Source organism: Pseudomonas sp. MONT-RG-20F-20-E-7-02, from assembly GCF_022662395.1.
Taxonomy (GTDB): domain Bacteria; phylum Pseudomonadota; class Gammaproteobacteria; order Pseudomonadales; family Pseudomonadaceae; genus Aquipseudomonas.
In genome coordinates this window covers 126,127-144,193 of sequence record NZ_JAKNQN010000007.1, presented here as the reverse complement: position 1 = coordinate 144,193, position 18,067 = coordinate 126,127, and the positions used below count along the sequence as shown (strand labels likewise).

Annotated in this window: 17 protein-coding genes and 1 tRNA gene; 7 read left to right on the top strand and 11 right to left on the bottom strand. The window is 61.6% G+C overall.

The window, feature by feature from the left end:
- Positions 1-6: 6 nt before the first annotated feature.
- Positions 7-948 (bottom strand): 1-phosphofructokinase, encoded by a 942-nt coding sequence (pfkB, locus tag L8I05_RS20780; RefSeq protein ID WP_242171328.1) that lies wholly within the window; start codon positions 946-948, stop codon positions 7-9.
- Positions 949-3,807: a phosphoenolpyruvate--protein phosphotransferase gene (ptsP, locus tag L8I05_RS20775; RefSeq protein ID WP_242171326.1), complete on the bottom strand. Its 2,859-nt coding sequence runs from the start codon at positions 3,805-3,807 to the stop codon at positions 949-951. It lies immediately after the preceding gene.
- A 294-nt stretch (positions 3,808-4,101) separates the two neighbouring features.
- Between ptsP and cra the strand changes: the two genes are divergently transcribed.
- Both cra and L8I05_RS20765 read left to right on the top strand, forming a co-directional pair.
- Positions 4,102-5,097, top strand: coding sequence for a catabolite repressor/activator (gene cra, locus L8I05_RS20770; RefSeq protein ID WP_159954197.1), 996 nt, complete (start codon positions 4,102-4,104; stop codon positions 5,095-5,097).
- A 2-nt stretch (positions 5,098-5,099) separates the two neighbouring features.
- On the top strand, positions 5,100-5,876 hold the full coding sequence (locus L8I05_RS20765; protein ID WP_242171324.1) for a TatD family hydrolase: 777 nt from the start codon (positions 5,100-5,102) through the stop codon (positions 5,874-5,876).
- On the opposite strand, the gene L8I05_RS20760 is transcribed toward L8I05_RS20765, so the two are convergent.
- The 5 genes from L8I05_RS20760 to L8I05_RS20740 form a co-directional block, all read right to left on the bottom strand.
- The gene (locus tag L8I05_RS20760; RefSeq protein ID WP_177016542.1) at positions 5,826-6,251 is read right to left on the bottom strand and encodes a hypothetical protein; all 426 of its coding nucleotides are present in this window, start codon (positions 6,249-6,251) and stop codon (positions 5,826-5,828) included. The two genes, L8I05_RS20765 and L8I05_RS20760, sit on opposite strands and share 51 nt — an antisense overlap.
- 127 nt (positions 6,252-6,378) lie before the next feature.
- Positions 6,379-8,409 (bottom strand): methyl-accepting chemotaxis protein, encoded by a 2,031-nt coding sequence (locus L8I05_RS20755; protein ID WP_242171320.1) that lies wholly within the window; start codon positions 8,407-8,409, stop codon positions 6,379-6,381.
- 255 nt (positions 8,410-8,664) lie between these two features.
- Positions 8,665-9,501, bottom strand: a complete 837-nt coding sequence (ampE, locus tag L8I05_RS20750) for a regulatory signaling modulator protein AmpE (RefSeq protein ID WP_242171317.1) — start codon at positions 9,499-9,501, stop codon at positions 8,665-8,667.
- The gene (gene ampD / locus L8I05_RS20745) at positions 9,498-10,061 is read right to left on the bottom strand and encodes a 1,6-anhydro-N-acetylmuramyl-L-alanine amidase AmpD (RefSeq protein ID WP_159954192.1); all 564 of its coding nucleotides are present in this window, start codon (positions 10,059-10,061) and stop codon (positions 9,498-9,500) included. Before ampD ends, ampE begins: the two co-directional genes overlap by 4 nt.
- 61 nt (positions 10,062-10,122) lie before the next feature.
- Positions 10,123-12,279: a DUF1631 domain-containing protein gene (locus tag L8I05_RS20740; RefSeq protein ID WP_242171313.1), complete on the bottom strand. Its 2,157-nt coding sequence runs from the start codon at positions 12,277-12,279 to the stop codon at positions 10,123-10,125.
- Between the two features lie 246 nt (positions 12,280-12,525).
- Here L8I05_RS20740 and nadC point away from each other — a divergent pair, with 246 nt between their 5' ends.
- The gene (gene nadC / locus L8I05_RS20735; protein WP_242171312.1) at positions 12,526-13,374 is read left to right on the top strand and encodes a carboxylating nicotinate-nucleotide diphosphorylase; all 849 of its coding nucleotides are present in this window, start codon (positions 12,526-12,528) and stop codon (positions 13,372-13,374) included.
- Positions 13,375-13,651: 277 nt separating this feature from the next.
- On the opposite strand, the gene L8I05_RS20730 is transcribed toward nadC, so the two are convergent.
- The 3 genes from L8I05_RS20730 to L8I05_RS20720 all read right to left on the bottom strand — a co-directional run bounded on the left by L8I05_RS20730 (position 13,652) and on the right by L8I05_RS20720 (position 14,703).
- Positions 13,652-13,957 (bottom strand): DUF6388 family protein, encoded by a 306-nt coding sequence (locus L8I05_RS20730; RefSeq protein ID WP_197625260.1) that lies wholly within the window; start codon positions 13,955-13,957, stop codon positions 13,652-13,654.
- Between the two features lie 195 nt (positions 13,958-14,152).
- Positions 14,153-14,225, bottom strand: a tRNA-Thr gene (locus tag L8I05_RS20725).
- Positions 14,226-14,289: 64 nt separating this feature from the next.
- Positions 14,290-14,703: a pilin gene (locus L8I05_RS20720; protein ID WP_242171531.1), complete on the bottom strand. Its 414-nt coding sequence runs from the start codon at positions 14,701-14,703 to the stop codon at positions 14,290-14,292.
- A gap of 203 nt (positions 14,704-14,906) precedes the next feature.
- Between L8I05_RS20720 and L8I05_RS20715 the strand changes: the two genes are divergently transcribed.
- From L8I05_RS20715 to yacG, 4 genes are read left to right on the top strand one after another with little or no spacing between them, the layout of a single operon-like run.
- Complete coding sequence (locus L8I05_RS20715) at positions 14,907-16,115, top strand: type II secretion system F family protein (protein WP_242171311.1); 1,209 nt, start codon at positions 14,907-14,909, stop codon at positions 16,113-16,115.
- Positions 16,112-16,978 carry an A24 family peptidase gene (locus L8I05_RS20710; protein WP_242171310.1) on the top strand — a complete coding sequence of 289 codons (867 nt, stop codon included), beginning with the start codon at positions 16,112-16,114 and terminating at the stop codon, positions 16,976-16,978. The genes L8I05_RS20715 and L8I05_RS20710 overlap by 4 nt, the downstream gene beginning before the upstream one ends.
- A complete protein-coding gene (gene coaE, locus L8I05_RS20705) occupies positions 16,975-17,598 on the top strand; it encodes a dephospho-CoA kinase (RefSeq protein ID WP_242171309.1) in 624 nt (207 codons plus the stop codon). The genes L8I05_RS20710 and coaE overlap by 4 nt, the downstream gene beginning before the upstream one ends.
- Positions 17,595-17,795 (top strand): DNA gyrase inhibitor YacG, encoded by a 201-nt coding sequence (yacG, locus tag L8I05_RS20700; RefSeq protein WP_197625272.1) that lies wholly within the window; start codon positions 17,595-17,597, stop codon positions 17,793-17,795. The genes coaE and yacG overlap by 4 nt, the downstream gene beginning before the upstream one ends.
- Here yacG and L8I05_RS20695 read toward each other — a convergent pair.
- The gene (locus L8I05_RS20695; RefSeq protein ID WP_003171680.1) at positions 17,792-18,007 is read right to left on the bottom strand and encodes a hypothetical protein; all 216 of its coding nucleotides are present in this window, start codon (positions 18,005-18,007) and stop codon (positions 17,792-17,794) included. The genes yacG and L8I05_RS20695 overlap by 4 nt on opposite strands.
- Positions 18,008-18,067 lie beyond the last annotated feature (60 nt).

Sequence of the window (18,067 nt, the reverse complement as noted above, 5' to 3'; positions counted from 1 at the left end):
ACCCTCTTATTGTTCTGTCAGCGCGCGCACGTGAACGCCGCTTTCGAGACGCGCCAGCTGCGCGTCATCGCTGATACCGAAGCCAATTTGCGTGACCGCCATCGCGGCAATCGCCGTGGCGCGGCGCAGGGTGGTTTCCGGCAGATCAGCATTGAGCAAACCGTGGAGCATCCCGCCCAGCAACGAGTCGCCCGCGCCCACGGTGCTGGCGACGCTGACTTTGGGCGGCGTGGCATGCAACGCCGTGCCCGGGCTGAACCAGTTCACACCGTCAGCGCCGTGGGAGATCACCACATGCTCCACGCCTTGAGCGTGCAAGCGCTCGGCAGCCAGGGCCTGTTGTGCGATGGAATCGGTGGGGCAATCCAGGGCTTCGGCGAGTTCTTCTGCGTTGGGTTTGATCAACCACGGGCCCACCTTGAGGCCTGCACGCAAGGCTTCGCCACTGGTGTCGAGGGCGATTTTCAAACCGAGCGATTTGAGTTCCTCCAGCAATGCCTGGAACCACTGCACGCTGACGCCACGCGGCAAACTGCCGGCGACCACCACCACGTCGAATTCAGGCGCGATCACCGCCACCAGCTTCAGCAGTTGTTTTTGCGCCTGCTCGCTCACCAACGGCCCCGGCGCGTTGATGTCGGTGACCCGACCGTCCTGTTCGGCAATCTTGATATTGCTGCGGGTTTCGCCCGGCACGCGGACGAACGCGTCGCCAAACCCACGGCTGGCGATCAATGCTTCAAAAGCCTCGGGGTTTGCGCCGCCGAGAAAACCGCCCACGCTCACGTAATGGCCGAGGTCGGCCAACACCTGTGCCACGTTCACGCCCTTGCCGGCGGCGTGGGTCAGCAGGGTTTCGCTGCGGTTCACCGCGCCCGGTTCCAGGTGCGCCAGGCGTACGGTGAGGTCCAACGCCGGGTTCAGCGTCAGGGTCAGAATCTTCGCCATTTACACGGCCTCCACTAGGGCTCGCACTTGCGCGGGCGAACCCACCGCAAGGGCTTTTTGCGCCAGGCCCTGGGCCTCGCTCAGACTGAATTCACGCACCCGCGCCTTCACTTCAGGAATGCTGCGGGCCGACACACTCAACTCATCCACACCCAGGCCGACCAGCACCGGCACCGCCAGCGGGTCCGCCGCCAACTCGCCACACACACCGACCCATTTGCCATGGGCATGGGCGGCGCGCACGGTGATATCGATCAGTTGCAGCACGGCGGGGTGCAGGCCATCAGCCTGGGCCGACAAGGTCGGATGACCACGGTCGATGGCCAGGGTGTACTGGGTCAGGTCGTTGGTGCCGACGCTGAAAAAGTCGACTTCCTTGGCCAGCACCGGCGCGAGCAAAGCGGCGGACGGCACTTCGATCATGATGCCCAGCTGCAAGTCGGCCACCGGGATTTCCAGGCGCAGGCGCTCGGTCATATCGCGGGCGGCGCGCCATTCATCGACGCTGCCGACCATGGGAAACATGATGCGCAGCGGCCGGTTATCCGCCGAGCGCAGCAGCGCGCGCAATTGCGCTTCCATGATCTGCGGGCGTTGCAAGGTCAGGCGGATACCGCGCACGCCAAGGAAGGGGTTTTCTTCCTGGGCAATAGGCCAATACGGCAGCGGTTTATCGCCACCGACGTCGAGGGTGCGCACCACCAGCGGACGGCCGCCGAGGCCATCGAGTACGCGGCGGTATTCGGCTTCCTGGGTGGCTTCATCCGGCGCCTGCGGGTGGGCCATGAAAATCAATTCGGTGCGTAGCAGGCCGATGCCTTCGGCGCCCTGCTCCACCGCCGCGGCAACACCGGCGCTTTCGCCGATATTGGCGAACACTTCCACGGCGTGACCGTCACGGGTCAGGGCGGGCTCGTGGCGCTGGGCCGAGGCGGCTTGCAGACGTTGTTCGCGGGTGTCGCGCTCAACGCTGGCGCGCTGCAAGGTGGCGGCGTCGGGGTCGACGTGCAGGCGACCGCGCTGGCCATCGAGCAACAACGGCGTGCCAGCGGCCAACAGCAACACTGCTGCACCTGCGCCCACCAACGCCGGAATGCCCAGGGCACGCGCGACAATGGCGCTGTGGGCGGTGGCGCCGCCACGCGCGGTGAGGATGCCGGCGACGCGGGCCGGGTCCAGGCGCGCGACGTCGGAAGGGCCAACTTCGTCCATCACCAGAATATAAGGCTCGCTCGGTTCCTCGGCGGTGTCGACACCGCACAGTTGCGCCAGCACCCGGCGGCCGATGTCGCGCAGGTCGGCGGCGCGCTCGGCGAGCAAGGCGTCCTGCAGCGACTCCTGCTGCTTGGCGGCGGCTTCGATCACGCTCATCCACGCGGCTTCGGCGCTCTCGCCCTGCTTGAGGCGGGTGTCGACTTCGTCGGTCAGTTCCGGGTCGTCGAGCATTTCCTGGTGGGTGATGAAAATCTCGCGGATGGCTTTGGATTTGCTGCGTTCGATCAGGCCTTGGATATCCCCGCGTACATCGCTGAGCGCAGCGTGCAGGCGCTGGCGTTCAACGGATGAAGATTCGCCGCGCAGTGGGTAATCGAAGACTTGCTGAACCTGGATATGTGCAGGGCCGATGGCAATACCCGGCGCGGCGGCGATGGCCTGGATCTGGCTGCCGGACGCGGGGGCGCTGATCACCGGCTCGATGTCGACCGCTGCCGGCTGGGCACTGACGGTCGGCAGCGGCTCGACCTCTTCGCCGAGGCCTTCTTGCACCGCCGCCAGTAAAGCCGGCAATGCATCGCCGGCAATCGTCGGTTCCGCGACGAATTCCAGCACCTGGCCACGCCGCGCGCCGAGGCTCAGCAACTTGCTCAAGCTTTTTACCGAAACAGCGCCCACCGGGCCATCGACGATGCGCACGCGAATATCGCCGTCAAAACTTTTCGCCAATTGCGCAAGGATCTTCGCCGGCCGCGCATGCAGGCCATGGGCGTTGGCCAAGGTGATGCGCGCGCTCGGCCAGTCCGGCGGCAGTTCACCGCCGAGCACTTCAAGCACCGCACGGCTGCTGGTGGCGCGCCCGAGTTCCTGGCCGCGGCCCTCAATCAGCAACGCGCACAGGCGTTCCAGCAGGGTCTGGTGCGCTTCGCCGAGGCTGGCCAGGCAGAACAAACCGTTGAGGGGCTGGCCGAGGTAGCGCATGGGTTTGTCCGGCGTTACAAAAGCCAGGCCGGGGCGCTTCACCGTCTGCTCGCTGTGCAGCCACCACAGGCCATCGCCCAGCGGCAGCGCGTCGACTTGCTGCAAGACGGCGGCAAAGCCGTTGCTCACACAATCGGCCTGGCGCAACAGGCGTGCGCCGCGCCAGACCAGCTCTTCAAAATCATCGGCGGACACGCCAAGGCTGATCATCTGCGCATCCAGCGCCAGTTCCTGCGGCGCGCCTTGCAGCAGTTTCAGCAAGGCTTCGGCGGAACCGGCACGGCGCAGGGCCTGGCCCAGGTCGGTCTCGCCAAGGGCGCGGGTGAGCAGTTGCAGGAGGCGCAAGTGTTCATCGGATTTGGCGGCAATGCCGATGGCCAGGTAGACGATCTGGCCGTCGCCCCAGTCCACGCCTTCGGGGAACTGCAGCAGACGCACTCCGGTAGAAAAGACTTGGTCGCGGGTTTCCGGGGTGCCGTGGGGGATGGCAATACCCTGGCCGAGAAAGGTCGAGCCTTGGGCTTCACGGGCTTGCAAGCCACTGAGGTAACCCTCGGCGACCAGGCCATCGGCCACCAATTTGTCAGCGAGCAGGTGCAAGGCAGCAGATTTATCCACAGCCCTCTGGCCCATGGAAATCTGCTCTACAGTGAGCTCAAGCATGCCGTTCTCCTAGTTAGTGCGTGGAACGCACTAGGTATTGTTTTGAATAAATCAGCGTGGCGGTGTTCAAAAATAACTGACTGAGTGGTCAATTGGCAGTAGCCACTCAGTGGCGAACATCGCAAAAATACGCCTGCTGAAACGTTTAATCTAGAATTTATGGCAGATTACGCGCTAATTATGCAAGCTTGAAGAACCACTCGGCGCTTGAGCTCAGACAATAGTCGTGTGCAGGAATCGGTTACGATTGGACAAAATGTCGGGGCACGCTCTAAAAAACAAGGAAATCCCGGTTTGAAACTCAGTGATATCGCACGTCTGGCCGGTGTGTCCGTGACCACCGCAAGCTACGTCATCAATGGCAAGGCCGAACAGCAACGCATCAGCAACGCCACCGTCGAGCGAGTGCGTGCGGTGGTCGAAGCCCATGGTTTTACGCCCAACCCTCAGGCAGCCGGGCTGCGCAGCCGGCATACGCGTACGTTGGGTTTCATCCTGCCGGACCTGGAAAACCCCAGTTATGCACGCATCGCCAAGCTGCTGGAGCAAGGTGCACGAGCGCGCGGCTATCAGTTGCTGATTGCCAGCTCCGACGACGAGGCCGACAGCGAGCGCCAGTTGCTGCAGCTGTTTCGCGCGCGGCGCTGCGATGCGTTGTTTGTCGCCAGCTGCCTGCCGGCCAGCGATGACAGCTACCGCGAGCTGCAAGCCAAGGGCCTGCCGGTGATCGCCATCGACCGGGTCATGGAGCCTGGGCAATTCTGCTCTGTGGTCAGCGATGACCGCCAGGCCTGCCAGCAACTGACCAGCAGCCTGTTGCAGCCGCTGCCCAAGCAGATCGTGCTGATTGGCGCCCGGCCTGAGCTGAGCATCAGCCAGGAGCGTGCGGCGGGTTTCCGTGAAGCCCTGCAAGGGTTCACGGGTGACGTCATCATTGAACAGGGTGAAGCCTTCAGCCGTGATTGCGGCCGACAGTTGATGGAGCAACTTCTACAGCAACTGGGGCATTTGCCTGACGCGCTGGTGACTACATCCTACGTGCTGCTGCAGGGCGTGTTTGACGCGCTGCATGACTTCCCGCTCAAGTCCCGGCCGTTGCGCCTGGGCACCTTTGGCGACACCCAACTGCTGGACTTCCTGCCGCTGCCGGTCAACGCCATGGCCCAGCAACATCAGTTGATTGCCGACACCGCCCTGCGCCTGGCCTTGGCCGCCATCGAGGAAGAACAGTACCAACCGGGCGTGCATGCCATTGGCCGGACCTTCAAGCAGCGTATTCACGAGGCCTGAGCGTGGAGCTGATCGACACCCACACCCACCTGGACTTCCCGGACTTCGATGATGATCGCCGGGAAGTCCTCGCCAATAGCCGCCAACTCGGCGTGCGGCGCATGGTGGTGCTGGGCGTGTATCAGCAGAATTGGCAACGGCTGTGGGACCTGGTGCAAGACGATGAAGGCTTGTTCGCCGCCTTCGGCCTGCACCCGGTGTACCTCGATGACCATCGCCCCGCCGACCTGACTGAGTTGGGCGACTGGCTGACCCGCCAGCACGGGCACCGGCAACTGTGCGCTGTGGGTGAGATCGGCCTGGACTACTTTCTTGAACATCTGGACCGCGAGCGCCAGCAAAGCCTGTTTGAGGCCCAACTGAAACTGGCGGTGGACTTCCAGCTCCCCGCGCTGCTGCACGTGCGCCGCAGCCACGCAGCGGTGATCGCCACGCTCAAGCGCATCCGCCTGCCGCGCGGCGGCATCATCCACGCATTCGCCGGCAGCGTTGAAGAGGCCCGCGAGTACATCAAGCTCGGCTTCAAGTTGGGCCTGGGCGGCGCGGCCACCTGGCCCCAGGCGCTGCGCATGCACAAGGTGCTCGCCCAATTGCCCCTTGATGCGGTGGTGCTGGAAACCGATTCGCCGGACATGGCGCCCGCCATGTACCCCGGCCAGCGCAACAGCCCGCAACACTTGCCGGACATCTGCACCGCCCTGGCCGAACGCATGGGTATCAGCCCGTTGCTATTGGCTAAGGCGAGCACACGCAATGCGTGCGAGTTGTTCAATTGGTAGTGGGTTGACGGCCTGCAAGTCCAACGTGAGTCGCTGCCGATGCCGGGCATAACGCAGCACCAGGAAGTGCACCAGCACGACCACCAGTGACACATTGAGTTGCCCTATCACGCTGAGCAGCCCAAGCCATTCGGCCACCATCGCCACAATCAGCACCACACTGGTCAGCACCATCATGCTCGGGTGCACCATGGCCCAGTGGTCCAGCGACTTGAATTGGCGCAGCTGTCGTGGGCAGCTCAACTGCAAGATGCGCTGACAGTACGTGCAACCAAAGGGCTCATGGATGGCAATGGCGTTCAGCTGCCAAGGCTTGAGTGAAAACGTGATGTCGCAATGGGCGCAGTGCCCTTTGATGCCGATAACAGCGGTCATCGCCGTGCCTCTCCGGGTCCGTGACTGGTTGAAACAAATTCTCCCCCATTCACGTACCCAGAAAAGATCCACAGGTAAATCAGGACAGGCACCACATCACGCCAGGGTAAATTCCTACGCACCCGACCTACACGCGAAACGCTCCGATCAATTGCTTCAACTCGATGACCTGCATCGACAGCAGGCGGCTGGCCGTTTCGGTCTGATGCGCGCCTTGGGCTGCATGCTCGCCCGCGCGGTTGATAGCCACGATGTTCTGGTCGATATCGTGGGCCACAGCGGTCTGCTGCTCCACGGCCGCGGCAATCTGCTGGTTCTGGTCGACGATCATGCCGACGGCGCCGAGGATATTTTCCAGGGCCTGCTGGACCTTTTCCGACTGCCCAACCGTACCGTTCGCCATGGCATGGCTGGTGCCCATGGCCTTCACCGCCGCGCCAACTCCGCTGTGCAGCCGGCTGATCATCTGTTCGATTTCTTCGGTGGAATGCTGGGTGCGCCGGGCCAGGGTGCGCACCTCGTCGGCGACCACCGCAAAACCCCGGCCTTGCTCACCCGCGCGCGCCGCCTCAATCGCAGCGTTCAGCGCCAGCAAGTTGGTCTGTTCGGCGATGCTCTTGATCACTTCCAACACACTGCTGATCGACTGGCTGTCGATGGCCAATTGATTGATGACGCGCACCGACTCATCAATCTCGGTGGCCAGGCGCGCGATGCTGCCCTGCTGGGACTGCACCAGGCCACGGCCGCTGACGGTTTCATCGTTCACGCTGTGGGCGCTGCTGACCGCCGCCGCCGCGCTGCGCGCCACTTCCTGGGCGGTGGATGACATCTGGTTCATCGCCGTCGCCACCTGCTCGATCTGGCTGCGCTGCCCGGCCACCGCCTGATTGCTGTGCGCCGACACCGTCTGCACCTGGCCGGCCTGCTGTTCTACCTGGCTGACGGTATGCCCGACACGTTCGATCAAGTCGTGAATCTTGGCCACGGTGGCGTTGAACACCTGGCCCAAATCCCCAAGTTCATCGCGGCTGTGGGCAACAAAGGTGACGGTCATGTCGCCGGCCGCGACCTTGTCCATCGTCGCCCCCAGGCGGCGCAAGGTGGTGCGGGTGGAGGCATAGAACCCGGCATACAAATAGAAGATCAGTAAAAACACCGCCGCCAGGGCACAGACCAGCACCAGCATGTGCGTACGGTTTTGCGCCAGGCGTTGCTCGAGTTGCTGCTGGATGAACATCAGGGTGGCTTCGTTGAGCTGATAGGTCTGGGCCATCAGCTTGCTGACGTCTTGGTAAAAGGGCTGCCAAGGCGCGTCGAGTGTATCGACCATCACGACCTGCTCTTCAAACACTTCACTGCCTTGCTTGAGGCTCGCGCTGCTGGCCCTGGCCAGGTTGTCGAGCGCCGCATGCGCGGCCTGGCTGGCACCCAGTGCATCCTGCAACTTCAAGGCGTACTCAGCCTGGAGTTTTTCCAGCTGTTGCAGCAGCTCGTCAAAGCGCGTGCTGGAGGCTGAATTGAGAAAGCCCTGGCCCAGGGAATACGCGCCCATGGCCCGCCCTTCACCCAAGGTTTGAGTGACCTGCGGGGTGACGCTGGTGACCAACTCGCTGAGTTGCCGCACATCGCTCTGGGCGTCGCGGCTCAAGCCGGCTTGGCTGGCGATGATTTGGCTGAGCATCTGCGCCTGGTTAAGCAATTTGCCGATCAACGCGCTTTTGCTCAGCAGCGAGGTTTCCTGTTGCTGGGCTTTGAACGCGGTAATCATCTCGTCGCGCTTGCCGTTAAACGCGCTGACGCGTTCCGGGTCGCGGGCCATTGCTTCAAGGCCTTGCAGGCGGCTTATTACGCTCTGTTCCAGGGTGGTGATGGTGCCTTCCAGCTCACCGGCCTTGCCGGATTGACCGAGCACCGCGTTGATCTGAACCTGGTTATTGAGGGTTTCCAGGTCGCGGCGCAGCGCCAGGCTGCTGCCCAGCAGGTCGAGGCTTTGCAGTTCGATCCGCGTGCCCTGGAATTCAGACCAGGAGTCGCGCACCAGGAAGTAGTTGGTCGCCAACATCGGCAGCAGGAACAGCACACTGATCAGGCTGAATTTCATGCCGAAACTCAGGCGGTTCATCAGCGCGACGGCGGGATAGAGCAAGCTCTTCACAGGTGAACTCCCTTTCTATTATTTTTATTGAGGCGCAGGGAAATACGGCAGATAGCCACTATTTGGCGCTCTGTCTGTATAGCTCAATTTGAAAGGGAGTTTTGTAACGTAAGGTTAACGGAACTTAGGCGCACCACAAAACCAATGTGGGAGCGGGCTTGCTCGCGAAGGCGGAATATCAGTCAACAAATTTGTGACTGAGCTACCGTATTCGCGAGCAAGCCCGCTCCCACATTTTTAAACGCGTTCAGCCGTTTACGGCAACACCGTCCAGATCGCAAACCCGGCGTACCACAGCACCGCCGCACGCAGCAGCAGTTCCCACAGGCGATCGAGGCTGTTGATACCGTCAGCCCCCACCACCGGCGGTGGGATTTCCGCGGCCACCAAACCGACTTTTTCCATCAGCTGTGCAGCGCTGATGTCCCAGCTCAGCAGTTCATGCAGCATCACTCGGCTGACCGCGACAAAGTTACCCACCAAGGCAAAACTCGCCGCCAGCAGGCGCACCGGTAACCAGTCGAATGCATGGCGCAACTGCCCGGCACGTTCAGCGACCAAGGGGTTCTGGCTATGCTCGCTGGCCAACGCCAACAGGCGATAGGCCAGCGCCGCGACCGGCCCCAGCAAGAAATACCAGAAAATCACCGCGAAAAAACTTTGGTATGCCTGCCAGAGCAGATGGCCTTGCACACGCTCCAGCAATTGCTCGCCAGTGTCGGCCGCAATCTTCAGGTCGCGTTCGGCCACGTGCTCGGCGGCTTGCAGATCGCCGCGCCGCCAGGCATCGCGAAACGGCCCAAGCTCGGCCAACAAGTCGCCACGGCCCAGGCTGTAAATCACCACCAGCAAGTGCACCGGCAGCGCCAGCAACCCATAAGCCACCGGCTCCAGCACCAACAATAACAGCGCCAGCAGGGCCACCGGCAACAACACCAGCAGCACAAGAATCAACCACGGCCGCTTGCCCAGGCGTGGGCTCGACTCCAGTTTGGCCAGCTCTCGCAACCATCCGCCGTCGCGCTGCAATCGCCGACGCAGGGCCGAGAATTTCTCGATCCAGACTGCCAGCACCAACACCAGGAAACTCATCGTGCGTGTCCTCCATCCTGCAGGGCGCTGCGAAAGCGCAACCAATCAAAAGCCGGGCCCGGGTCGGTCTTGCGCCCCGGGGCGATATCACTGTGACCACAAATACGTTGCTGGGTAATGTCCGGGTAGGCGGCCAGCAATTGACGCGTCAGGTCGATCAGCGACGTATATTGAGCATCGGTAAACGGTAGCTCGTCCGTCCCTTCCAGCTCGATCCCCAAGGAAAAATCATTGCAGACTTCACGCCCTGCGAAACTGGACACGCCCGCATGCCAGGCGCGGTCCAGGCACGATACAAATTGCGTCACCGCGCCGTCGCGTTCAATCAGAAAATGCGCAGACACCCGTAAGTCGCTAATCCCTTCAAAGTAAGGATGCTCCGTGACATCCAGGCGATTCTGGAAAAACTCATGCACCTTGCCCGTGGCAAATTGCGCCGGTGGCAAACTGATGTTATGCACCACCAACAGTGAGATTTCGCCGGCGGGGCGCTCGTTGAAGTTGGGCGAAGGGCAATGTCGAATGCCCTGGCACCAACCACTGGTGGGGTCCAACTGCATACAGGTTCCTTGAATGAGACGAGGTGTTACCAGTATGCCGCGTTCAGCCCTGCGGTTGCGATCACTTGCCGCGATTGAGTTGACGCAGGTTGCCCACCACGCACGCCAGCGCACGGTCGAACAGCGGTTTATCGTCCAAGGTGCGCAGCGCGTCGCGTTTGAACGCCATGGCCAGTTGGCCGGCGCTTTTCTCCAGGACTTTGAGCCCGGTACGGCTGACAAAAATATAGGTATTGGCCGGTGCCATGATCGCCGTCAGCTTGCACCGCAAGCAGGTGCCTGCGTCTTGCCGATACTCAAACCAGCCGCCGATGCGCAGTTGGTGGGCCTTGAGCAGGTCCGGATCATCGCTCGGCAAGTCTTCGACGGGGTCAGGCCCCCCGGCACCGAATGAAAAGGGCTCGCGCACCTTGATCAACGCGTCGATGCCCTCGCCTTCGCAAGACTGAAGGTGCATGGCCTGTAACCGCACAAAAAATTCACGCGTGCTGAAGGGATCGAATGCTGCGCTGGTCAAGCCGTTGCGCAATGCCGCGAGCAGCCCGGGCAGTTGCTCCAGCAGGTGCCGGCCCGCTTGCGTGTCTTTCTGCAGGCCCACACTCCAGATCAACTCGTCCATGGTGCGCACCGCCGCCTGCCATTGCACCGACTGCTCGTCGTGCTTGAGGCTGGCCAGCAACAACACCTGGCTCCAGGCCTGCTGGAGAAATTGCACCACCGATTGTGGCAATACCTTGCCCAGCAAACGCCGGTTAAGCAGGTCGGCTACACGCTCACGGGCGGCTTGCGTGCGCACGCGCCCTTCTTCGGCCTCACGGGTGTGCTGTTCAAGCAGCTCGCTACGGCGACGCTCATCCGAAGTAAACGCCGTGAACTGCGCGAGCAGTTGGGAAAAAATCGCCGGGTCTTCGACAAAATCATTCAACAGGCACTGCACCACTTGCTCAATCTGCAGGTACAGGCCGTCATGCTGGTAGTCAGCGTGCGGGCTCCAGCCCATGGCGGCTGAAGCGATTTCATTAAGCAGTCGCCGCGCCGGGTGGCTGGTACGGCTGAAGAAACTCTTGTCCAGCACCGCGACTTTCAACATCGGGATCTGCAGGCGCGCGATCAGGCCCTTGAAGGCCGCAGGCACGGTGCGGTCGGTAAGGATGAACTCGAACAGCAAGGCGATCAGGTTGATCACGTCCTCGTCCGCTTCTTCCACGACGCGGGATTTACCACTCTTGACGCTGACCCGGGTCAACAACTGCCCAAGCTGGTTGCGCAGGTCGAAATCATCCTCAACCTCGGGTTCCGGCACGTATTGCTGCAGGTGCGAGAGCAACCGCAACAGGTCACGCGTGGCAATGGGTTGCGGCTCGGCGCTGGCTTCCAGGGTCGGCGCTACGCTGCCACGCACGGCAGCCAGCAATTTCTGCAAGGCGGCGAAGGCTTCCTGGCCGGTTTCATCAAGGGGCTGGTCGACGCTGGGCGAGCCACCCTCATGCTGTTGTTCGCGCGCCGCCCGCCCGCCGGGTCGACGTGACGGCACCGCCTTGAGCTCAGGCAACACCCCGGTGGCAACCAGTAACTGGTTGGCTTCGCCGAACAACTGGTCAGCGTCACTGAGCACATACTTTTCAAACAGCTTGAGCATGATCAGCTTGACGCGGATCTCCACCCCCAGGCTGCGTCCCGCACGTAAAAAGAACTCACACAGCAGTGCCGGTCCCAGCGGGTTGTCGCGCTCATCCAAGGGCTTGCCGAGCAACACGCTCAAGCGCGCGGTCAATTGCCCCAGCGCCAGGCCATCGCGATGCCGCACCCGACCGAGCATGGCCTCCAGCGCCACGGCTTTTTCCAGCTCATCGCTGGACGTACCGGGCGCCGCGTCAAAGGAGAACACCGGCACCAAGTGCGGATCGCCCCGCCCGGCTTGCCCCAGGCTGGCGAACGCGGCGAACAACTGCTCCATGAACACGCGTTCGAAATTCTTGCGCTTGAGGCGCAAGTCGCGCATGGCTTCGAAGAAAATGTGATGGTCAACGTTGCTGCGAGCCTTGTCGGCCATTTCGAACAGGGTGTCGTCGGCGTTATCGAACAACTCCTGCAAGCCTTGTTGCAGTTGTTGCGCAGCCTTGTCACGCACCTGCAGCAACACCACCGGCAAGCGCGCGAGCGGCGATGGCGTGGCCTGTGCCTTGTTGATTGGCACCACCTTTCCGTCAATGTGCATCCTGGCCTCCTGAAACGGCGGTGTTGGGGTGGGGAAATATCGGCGACAGGCCCCATTGGGGGCTGCAAAAAACCGTTTATCACCAGGACGTCAAAGCTATGACGCCAATTGCAAGGCGCGAGATTATCTTGCAAATGAGGGTAGTTGCGCCAGCAAACTCTGCCGTTACGCTGCAAATGAGTGGTGAGCCTGTGTTCATCGCTGCACTGCCCCTATAATCGAGGCACTTTGTTTGTGGAGCCTGTTATGCCGAATCTCCGTCTTGCCGACCTCACCGCCGAAATCGAAGCCAACGTGCGCCGCGCACTGCTGGAAGACATCGGCAGCGGCGACATCACTGCGCAACTGATCCCGGCCGAACGGCTGGCCAAGGCCACGATCATTACCCGCGACGCGGCCGTTATTGCCGGCACCGCCTGGGTGGACGCCGTCTTCCGCCAACTCGACCCGCGGGTTGCGGTGCATTGGCAGGTGACCGACGGTGAGCGCGTCAGCCCCAACCAGGCGTTGTTCCATCTGGAAGGCCCGGCCCGCTCGCTGCTGAGCGGTGAACGCTGTGCACTGAATTTTCTGCAAATGTTGTCAGGCGTCGCCACCCGCGCTCAGTCCCTGGCAGACTTTGTCGCAACCACTCAGGTCAAGCTGCTGGACACCCGCAAAACCCTGCCGGGCCTGCGCCTGGCGCAGAAATACGCGGTGACGTGCGGCGGTTGCCATAACCACCGCATCGGCCTGTATGACGCGTTCCTGATCAAGGAAAACCATATCGCGGCCTGTGGCGGCATTCCCCAGGCTATTACAGCGGCCCACAAGATCGCCCCGGGCAAGCCGGTCGAAATCGAAGTGGAAAGTCTGGATGAGTTGCGCGAAGCCCTGGCGGCGGGCGCCGATATCATCATGCTCGACGAGTTGAGCCTGGATGACATGCGTGAGGCGGTGCGCCTGAACGCCGGCAAGGCCAAATTGGAAGCCAGCGGCGGGATCAACGAAACCACGCTGCTGCCCATCGCTGAAACCGGGGTGGATTACATCTCCATCGGCGCGATGACCAAGGATGTGAAGGCGGTGGATTTGTCGATGCGCCTCAGTCTCTGAGGCACATGACCGAAAATTGTGCGGCTGCTTGTTGCGGTGAGCGGGGCTGTCGTGGCGAGCGGACTGTCGTGGCGAGCGGGCTTGCCCCGCGTTGGGGCGCGAAGCGGCCCTGAAACCAGACGCCAGGGTGTAACTGGAACTACGCGGTGCCTGTATTGGGGCCGCTTCGCAGCCCAACGCGGGGCAAGCCCGCTCGCCACAACAAACCCACTAACCCGTTCAAGCCACTCGCCAACCAAGCGCGTCTTCCACAACGAGCTCGCGTCAGTCTTGGTACTTAGATCGCGAGGTTGTTCATCCCGCAATATTCGTTCCAGTCGACACCCAGCACCTCGGCGGCCTCCTTGTGCAAGGCCAGGCGTGCGGCTTCGAATTCTTCCGGAGTCGAGGTGTACTTGAGCGTCAGCTCCCACGGCTGCAGGCCCTGGGCCTCGGCCTCATCCTCAAATGCCCATTGGATCTGATCGCGCTGATCATCAGCACTCAGGTCCTTGATCTCGTCCAGCAGTTCCGGCGACTCCGCGACGTACTTTTTGAGGGCTGCTTCGTGCCGCTCTTCCTGGGTCATTTCTGGTGTGGTCATGTTGTTCTCTTAGATCGAGGAATGGGGATGCATCTGGGTCATCAAGGTTGCGCAGATACGAAAGAGCGGGCACGAATGCCGGCTCGTCTGGCCTTCAGAACCATTCTGGGATCATCTGAAAACAGTGCTGCCTTTGAAACGTTGCCTTTGAAACGTTGCCTTTGAAACGCTGCCTTTGAAACAGTGCTGCCTTTGTGCCCGAGACAGGAATCGAACCTGCGACCTTCGCGTTACGAGTGCGCTGCTCTACCGGCTGAGCTACACGGGCGGTGGGCTAAAGCTAGCACCGCATTGGGCATGCAGCAACTAACTCGCCCACCGCCCAGCGGCAATCAGGCCCCGTCGGCGCCGCAACCCTTTACAACGTATTGCGCGTCGGCGTTGGTAGCGCACTTCCAGCCCGTGGTGGCGCTGCGCGTCAAGGTGATGGTCTTGCCCAGCACGGGCGCAGGCGCATCAAGGATTTCACAGCTGATGGAACCGGCGCCGGTCGTCACATCACCGGCCACGTCGATCTTGCAATTGGCGGTGGGGCTGATGCCACCGATCAAGGCAAGGGTCGGCACGGTGCCCTGGTTGAGGGTGTCTTCGAAACCGGCCTTCAGCGCCGAGATTTCGGCCAAACCCGCCGTCAACTTGGCCTTGGCCTGATGCTTGGTGTACAGGGGCAAACAGACGGTGGCCAAAATGCCGATGATTGCCACGACGATCAATAACTCAATCAAGGTAAAGCCTTTCTGACGCATCACTTTCACTCTCCAGATATAGAACTCATAACAAGGCGCGTCCTGCGCCCCGCAGTATGCAGCGGCGCCAGTGTACTCATGCGCGAGCGGCCAATCGCGCGTAAGACGCACAATCTGACATTTTACTCCCCGCCGCCAGCCTGTCCGAATCCCGCAGCTGACTAAGCTATAAATCTTCAACGAGCTGCGTGCGGAAACGTGACATGAATGACACTGCAACGATCTACGCCTGGGAAGGCATCAACCGCAAAGGGCGCAGGGTGTCCGGGCACACCGTCGGCCAAAACCTGGCGCTGATCAAGGCGCAACTACGCCAGCAAGGGATCTGCCCCGGCCGCATGCGCAAGAAGACCACACGCCTGCCACGCTTCGCGCCGCCGATAAACCCCGCCGATATTGCCTTGTTCACGCGCCAGTTGGCGACATTGCTGAAGGCTGGCATTCCGTTGCTGCAAGCCTTCGACATTATCCGCGAAGGCTTCGATAGCCGCCCGATGCGCGAGCTGGTCAGGGCCTTGAAACAGGAGATCGCCGCCGGCAACAACCTCGCCGCAGCACTGCGTAAGCACCCTCGTCACTTCGATGACCTGTATTGCAACCTGGTGGCCGCCGGTGAGCAGGCCGGCGCGCTGGAAACCCTGCTGGAACGAGTCGCCGTGCACCTGGAGAAAAGCCAGCAGCTCAAGGCTCGCATCAAGAAGGCCATGACCTACCCCATCGCCGTCATCGTGGTCGCCTGCGTAGTCAGCAGCGTCCTGCTGATTCATGTGGTGCCGCAGTTCCAGAACCTGTTTGCCGGGGTCGACGGCCAACTGCCCGGCCTGACGTTGACGGTGATTGCCCTGTCCGAATTCCTCCAGCGCGCCTGGTGGATGCTTGCGCTTGGGGTGGCCGCCACCCTGACCGGCCTGCGCCAGGCCTACCTTACAGCGCCAGGTTTTCGTCACTGGCTGGATACCAGTTTGTTGAACGCGCCGCTGGCAGGCACACTGCTGAAAAAAACCGCCGTGGCCCGCTATGCCCGCACACTCTCTACCACTTTTGCCGCGGGCGTGCCCTTGGTGCAGGCGTTGGATTCCGTGGCAGGCGCGGTAGGTAATGGGTTGTTCAAACAGGCGATCGAGCATATGCGTCACGATGTATCCACAGGCATGCCGTTGCATCAATCCATGGCCAGCAAGGGGTTGTTTCCCGGTATGGCGGTCCAGATGACGGCGATTGGCGAAGAGTCGGGCACCCTGGACACCCTGCTGGAAAAAGTCGCCAATCACTACGAGGCCGACGTGGACAACCTGGTCGACAACCTCACCAGCCTGATGGAGCCGCTGATCATGGTGGTACTGGGTGGCATTGTCGGCACCTTGGTCATCGCCATGTACTTGCCGGTATTCCAAATGGGGTCGGCATTTTGAGCCTGTTGCTTCAGGAAGAGCCTTGGGTCTTTGTCTCGATAGCGCTGCTGCTTGGGCTGATCGTCGGCAGTTTCCTCAATGTGCTGGTGTGGCGCCTGCCGAAGATGCTCGAGCGCGAGTGGCGCGCCCAGGCCCAGGACGTGCTTGGCTTGCCTGCCGACCCTGCGGGCGCCAGGTATAACTTGATGCATCCCGGTTCGTGCTGCCCGCAGTGCAACCATCCGATTCGCGCCTGGGAAAATATTCCGCTGCTCAGCTACCTGCTGCTCAAGGGCCGTTGCGCCCATTGTCGGGAACCTATCAGTGCCCGCTACCCTTTCACCGAGGTGGCCTGCGCGCTGATCTCGGCGACAGTTGCCTGGCATTTCGGCTTCGGCTGGCAAGCCGGCGCGGTGATGTTGTTGAGTTGGGGGTTGCTGGCGATGAGCCTGATCGACGTGGACCATCAATTGCTGCCCGACGTTTTGGTGCTGCCGCTGCTATGGGTGGGGTTGATCCTCAACAGCGCTGACGTGCTGACGTCGCTGCCCGCTGCGCTATGGGGCGCGGTCATTGGTTACTTGAGCCTGTGGACGGTGTTCTGGCTGTTCAAGGTTATTACCGGCAAGGACGGCATGGGTTATGGCGACTTCAAGTTATTGGCCTTGCTCGGCGCCTGGGGTGGCTGGCAGATTTTGCCGATGACACTGCTGATGTCGTCGCTGCTGGGAGTAGCTGCCGGGCTGATTCTGTTGCGCTTGCGCAAGCCCCAGGCATCGATTCCGATGCCGTTTGGTCCATGCCTGGCGATTGCCGGCTGGATTGCATTGCTCTGGGGTGGTCAAATAACCGACTTCTATTTGCAGTCTGTCGGTTTCAGATGACCACTTCTGTCGCAACACCTTGGATTCTTGGCCTCACTGGCGGCATTGGCAGTGGTAAAAGCGCGGCGGCCAAGCACTTTATGGAACTGGGCATCGACTTGATCGACGCCGACCACGCCGCCCGCTGGGTGGTTGAGCCCGGCCGACCGGCATTGGCGCAGATCGCTGAGCATTTTGGTGCGGGCGTATTGCAGCCCGACGGCCAGTTGGACCGTGCCGCGCTGCGCAAGCTGATTTTTGAAGTACCCGAAGAGCGTCGCTGGCTGGAGGCCTTGCTGCACCCGCTGATTGGTGAGGAAATTCGCAGCCATCTGGCGCGCGCGCAGTCGCCTTACGCGATTCTGGTCTCGCCGCTGCTGATCGAGTCCGGCCAGTACAGCATGACCCAGCGCATCCTGGTGATCGACGTGCCGCAATCACTGCAGATTCAGCGTACCCTGCAGCGCGACGGCATCAGCGAGCAGCAGGTGCAGGCAATTCTGAAGGCCCAGTTGAGCCGTGAAGACCGCCTGAACCATGCCGATGACGTGCTGGTCAATGACCAGGACCTCGCTTGGTTGCACAGCGAGGTCGAGCGACTGCACCACTTTTACCTTACTTTGCGTGGAGGCCGATCATGAGCCAACCTATGACCGTCGATTGCCCAACCTGCGGTGCACCCGTGGAATGGAAAGCGACCAACCCGAACCGGCCGTTCTGCTCGGACCGTTGCAAACTCATCGACCTCGGCGCCTGGGCGTCGGAAGAGCACAAGATTCCGGTCAGCCCGGATGCCGAGGACGAGCTGTTCTCCGAAGACCTGCCGCCGCGCCACTAAGGCCGCATAAAGGCGTATTCCTGCTGGTCGTCGAGGTTCTCTGCAAGGTATTGCAGCTCGTCGGCCAGGTCTTCGAAACTGCGCACACCCTTGCTCTGCTGCACCACCGCACTGAGCATGGCGCGCAGGGTAAGGCCTGGGTCAAAACCGATTTCCTGGGCTGCGTCCTGGCTTCTGCGCAACTCCTGCCGTGCCCACTCGTACACACTCATCATTCAAGCCTCTGGAAGAATTTCGCAGAGCATGGGCGTGCGCGTCAGCCCGGGATTTGA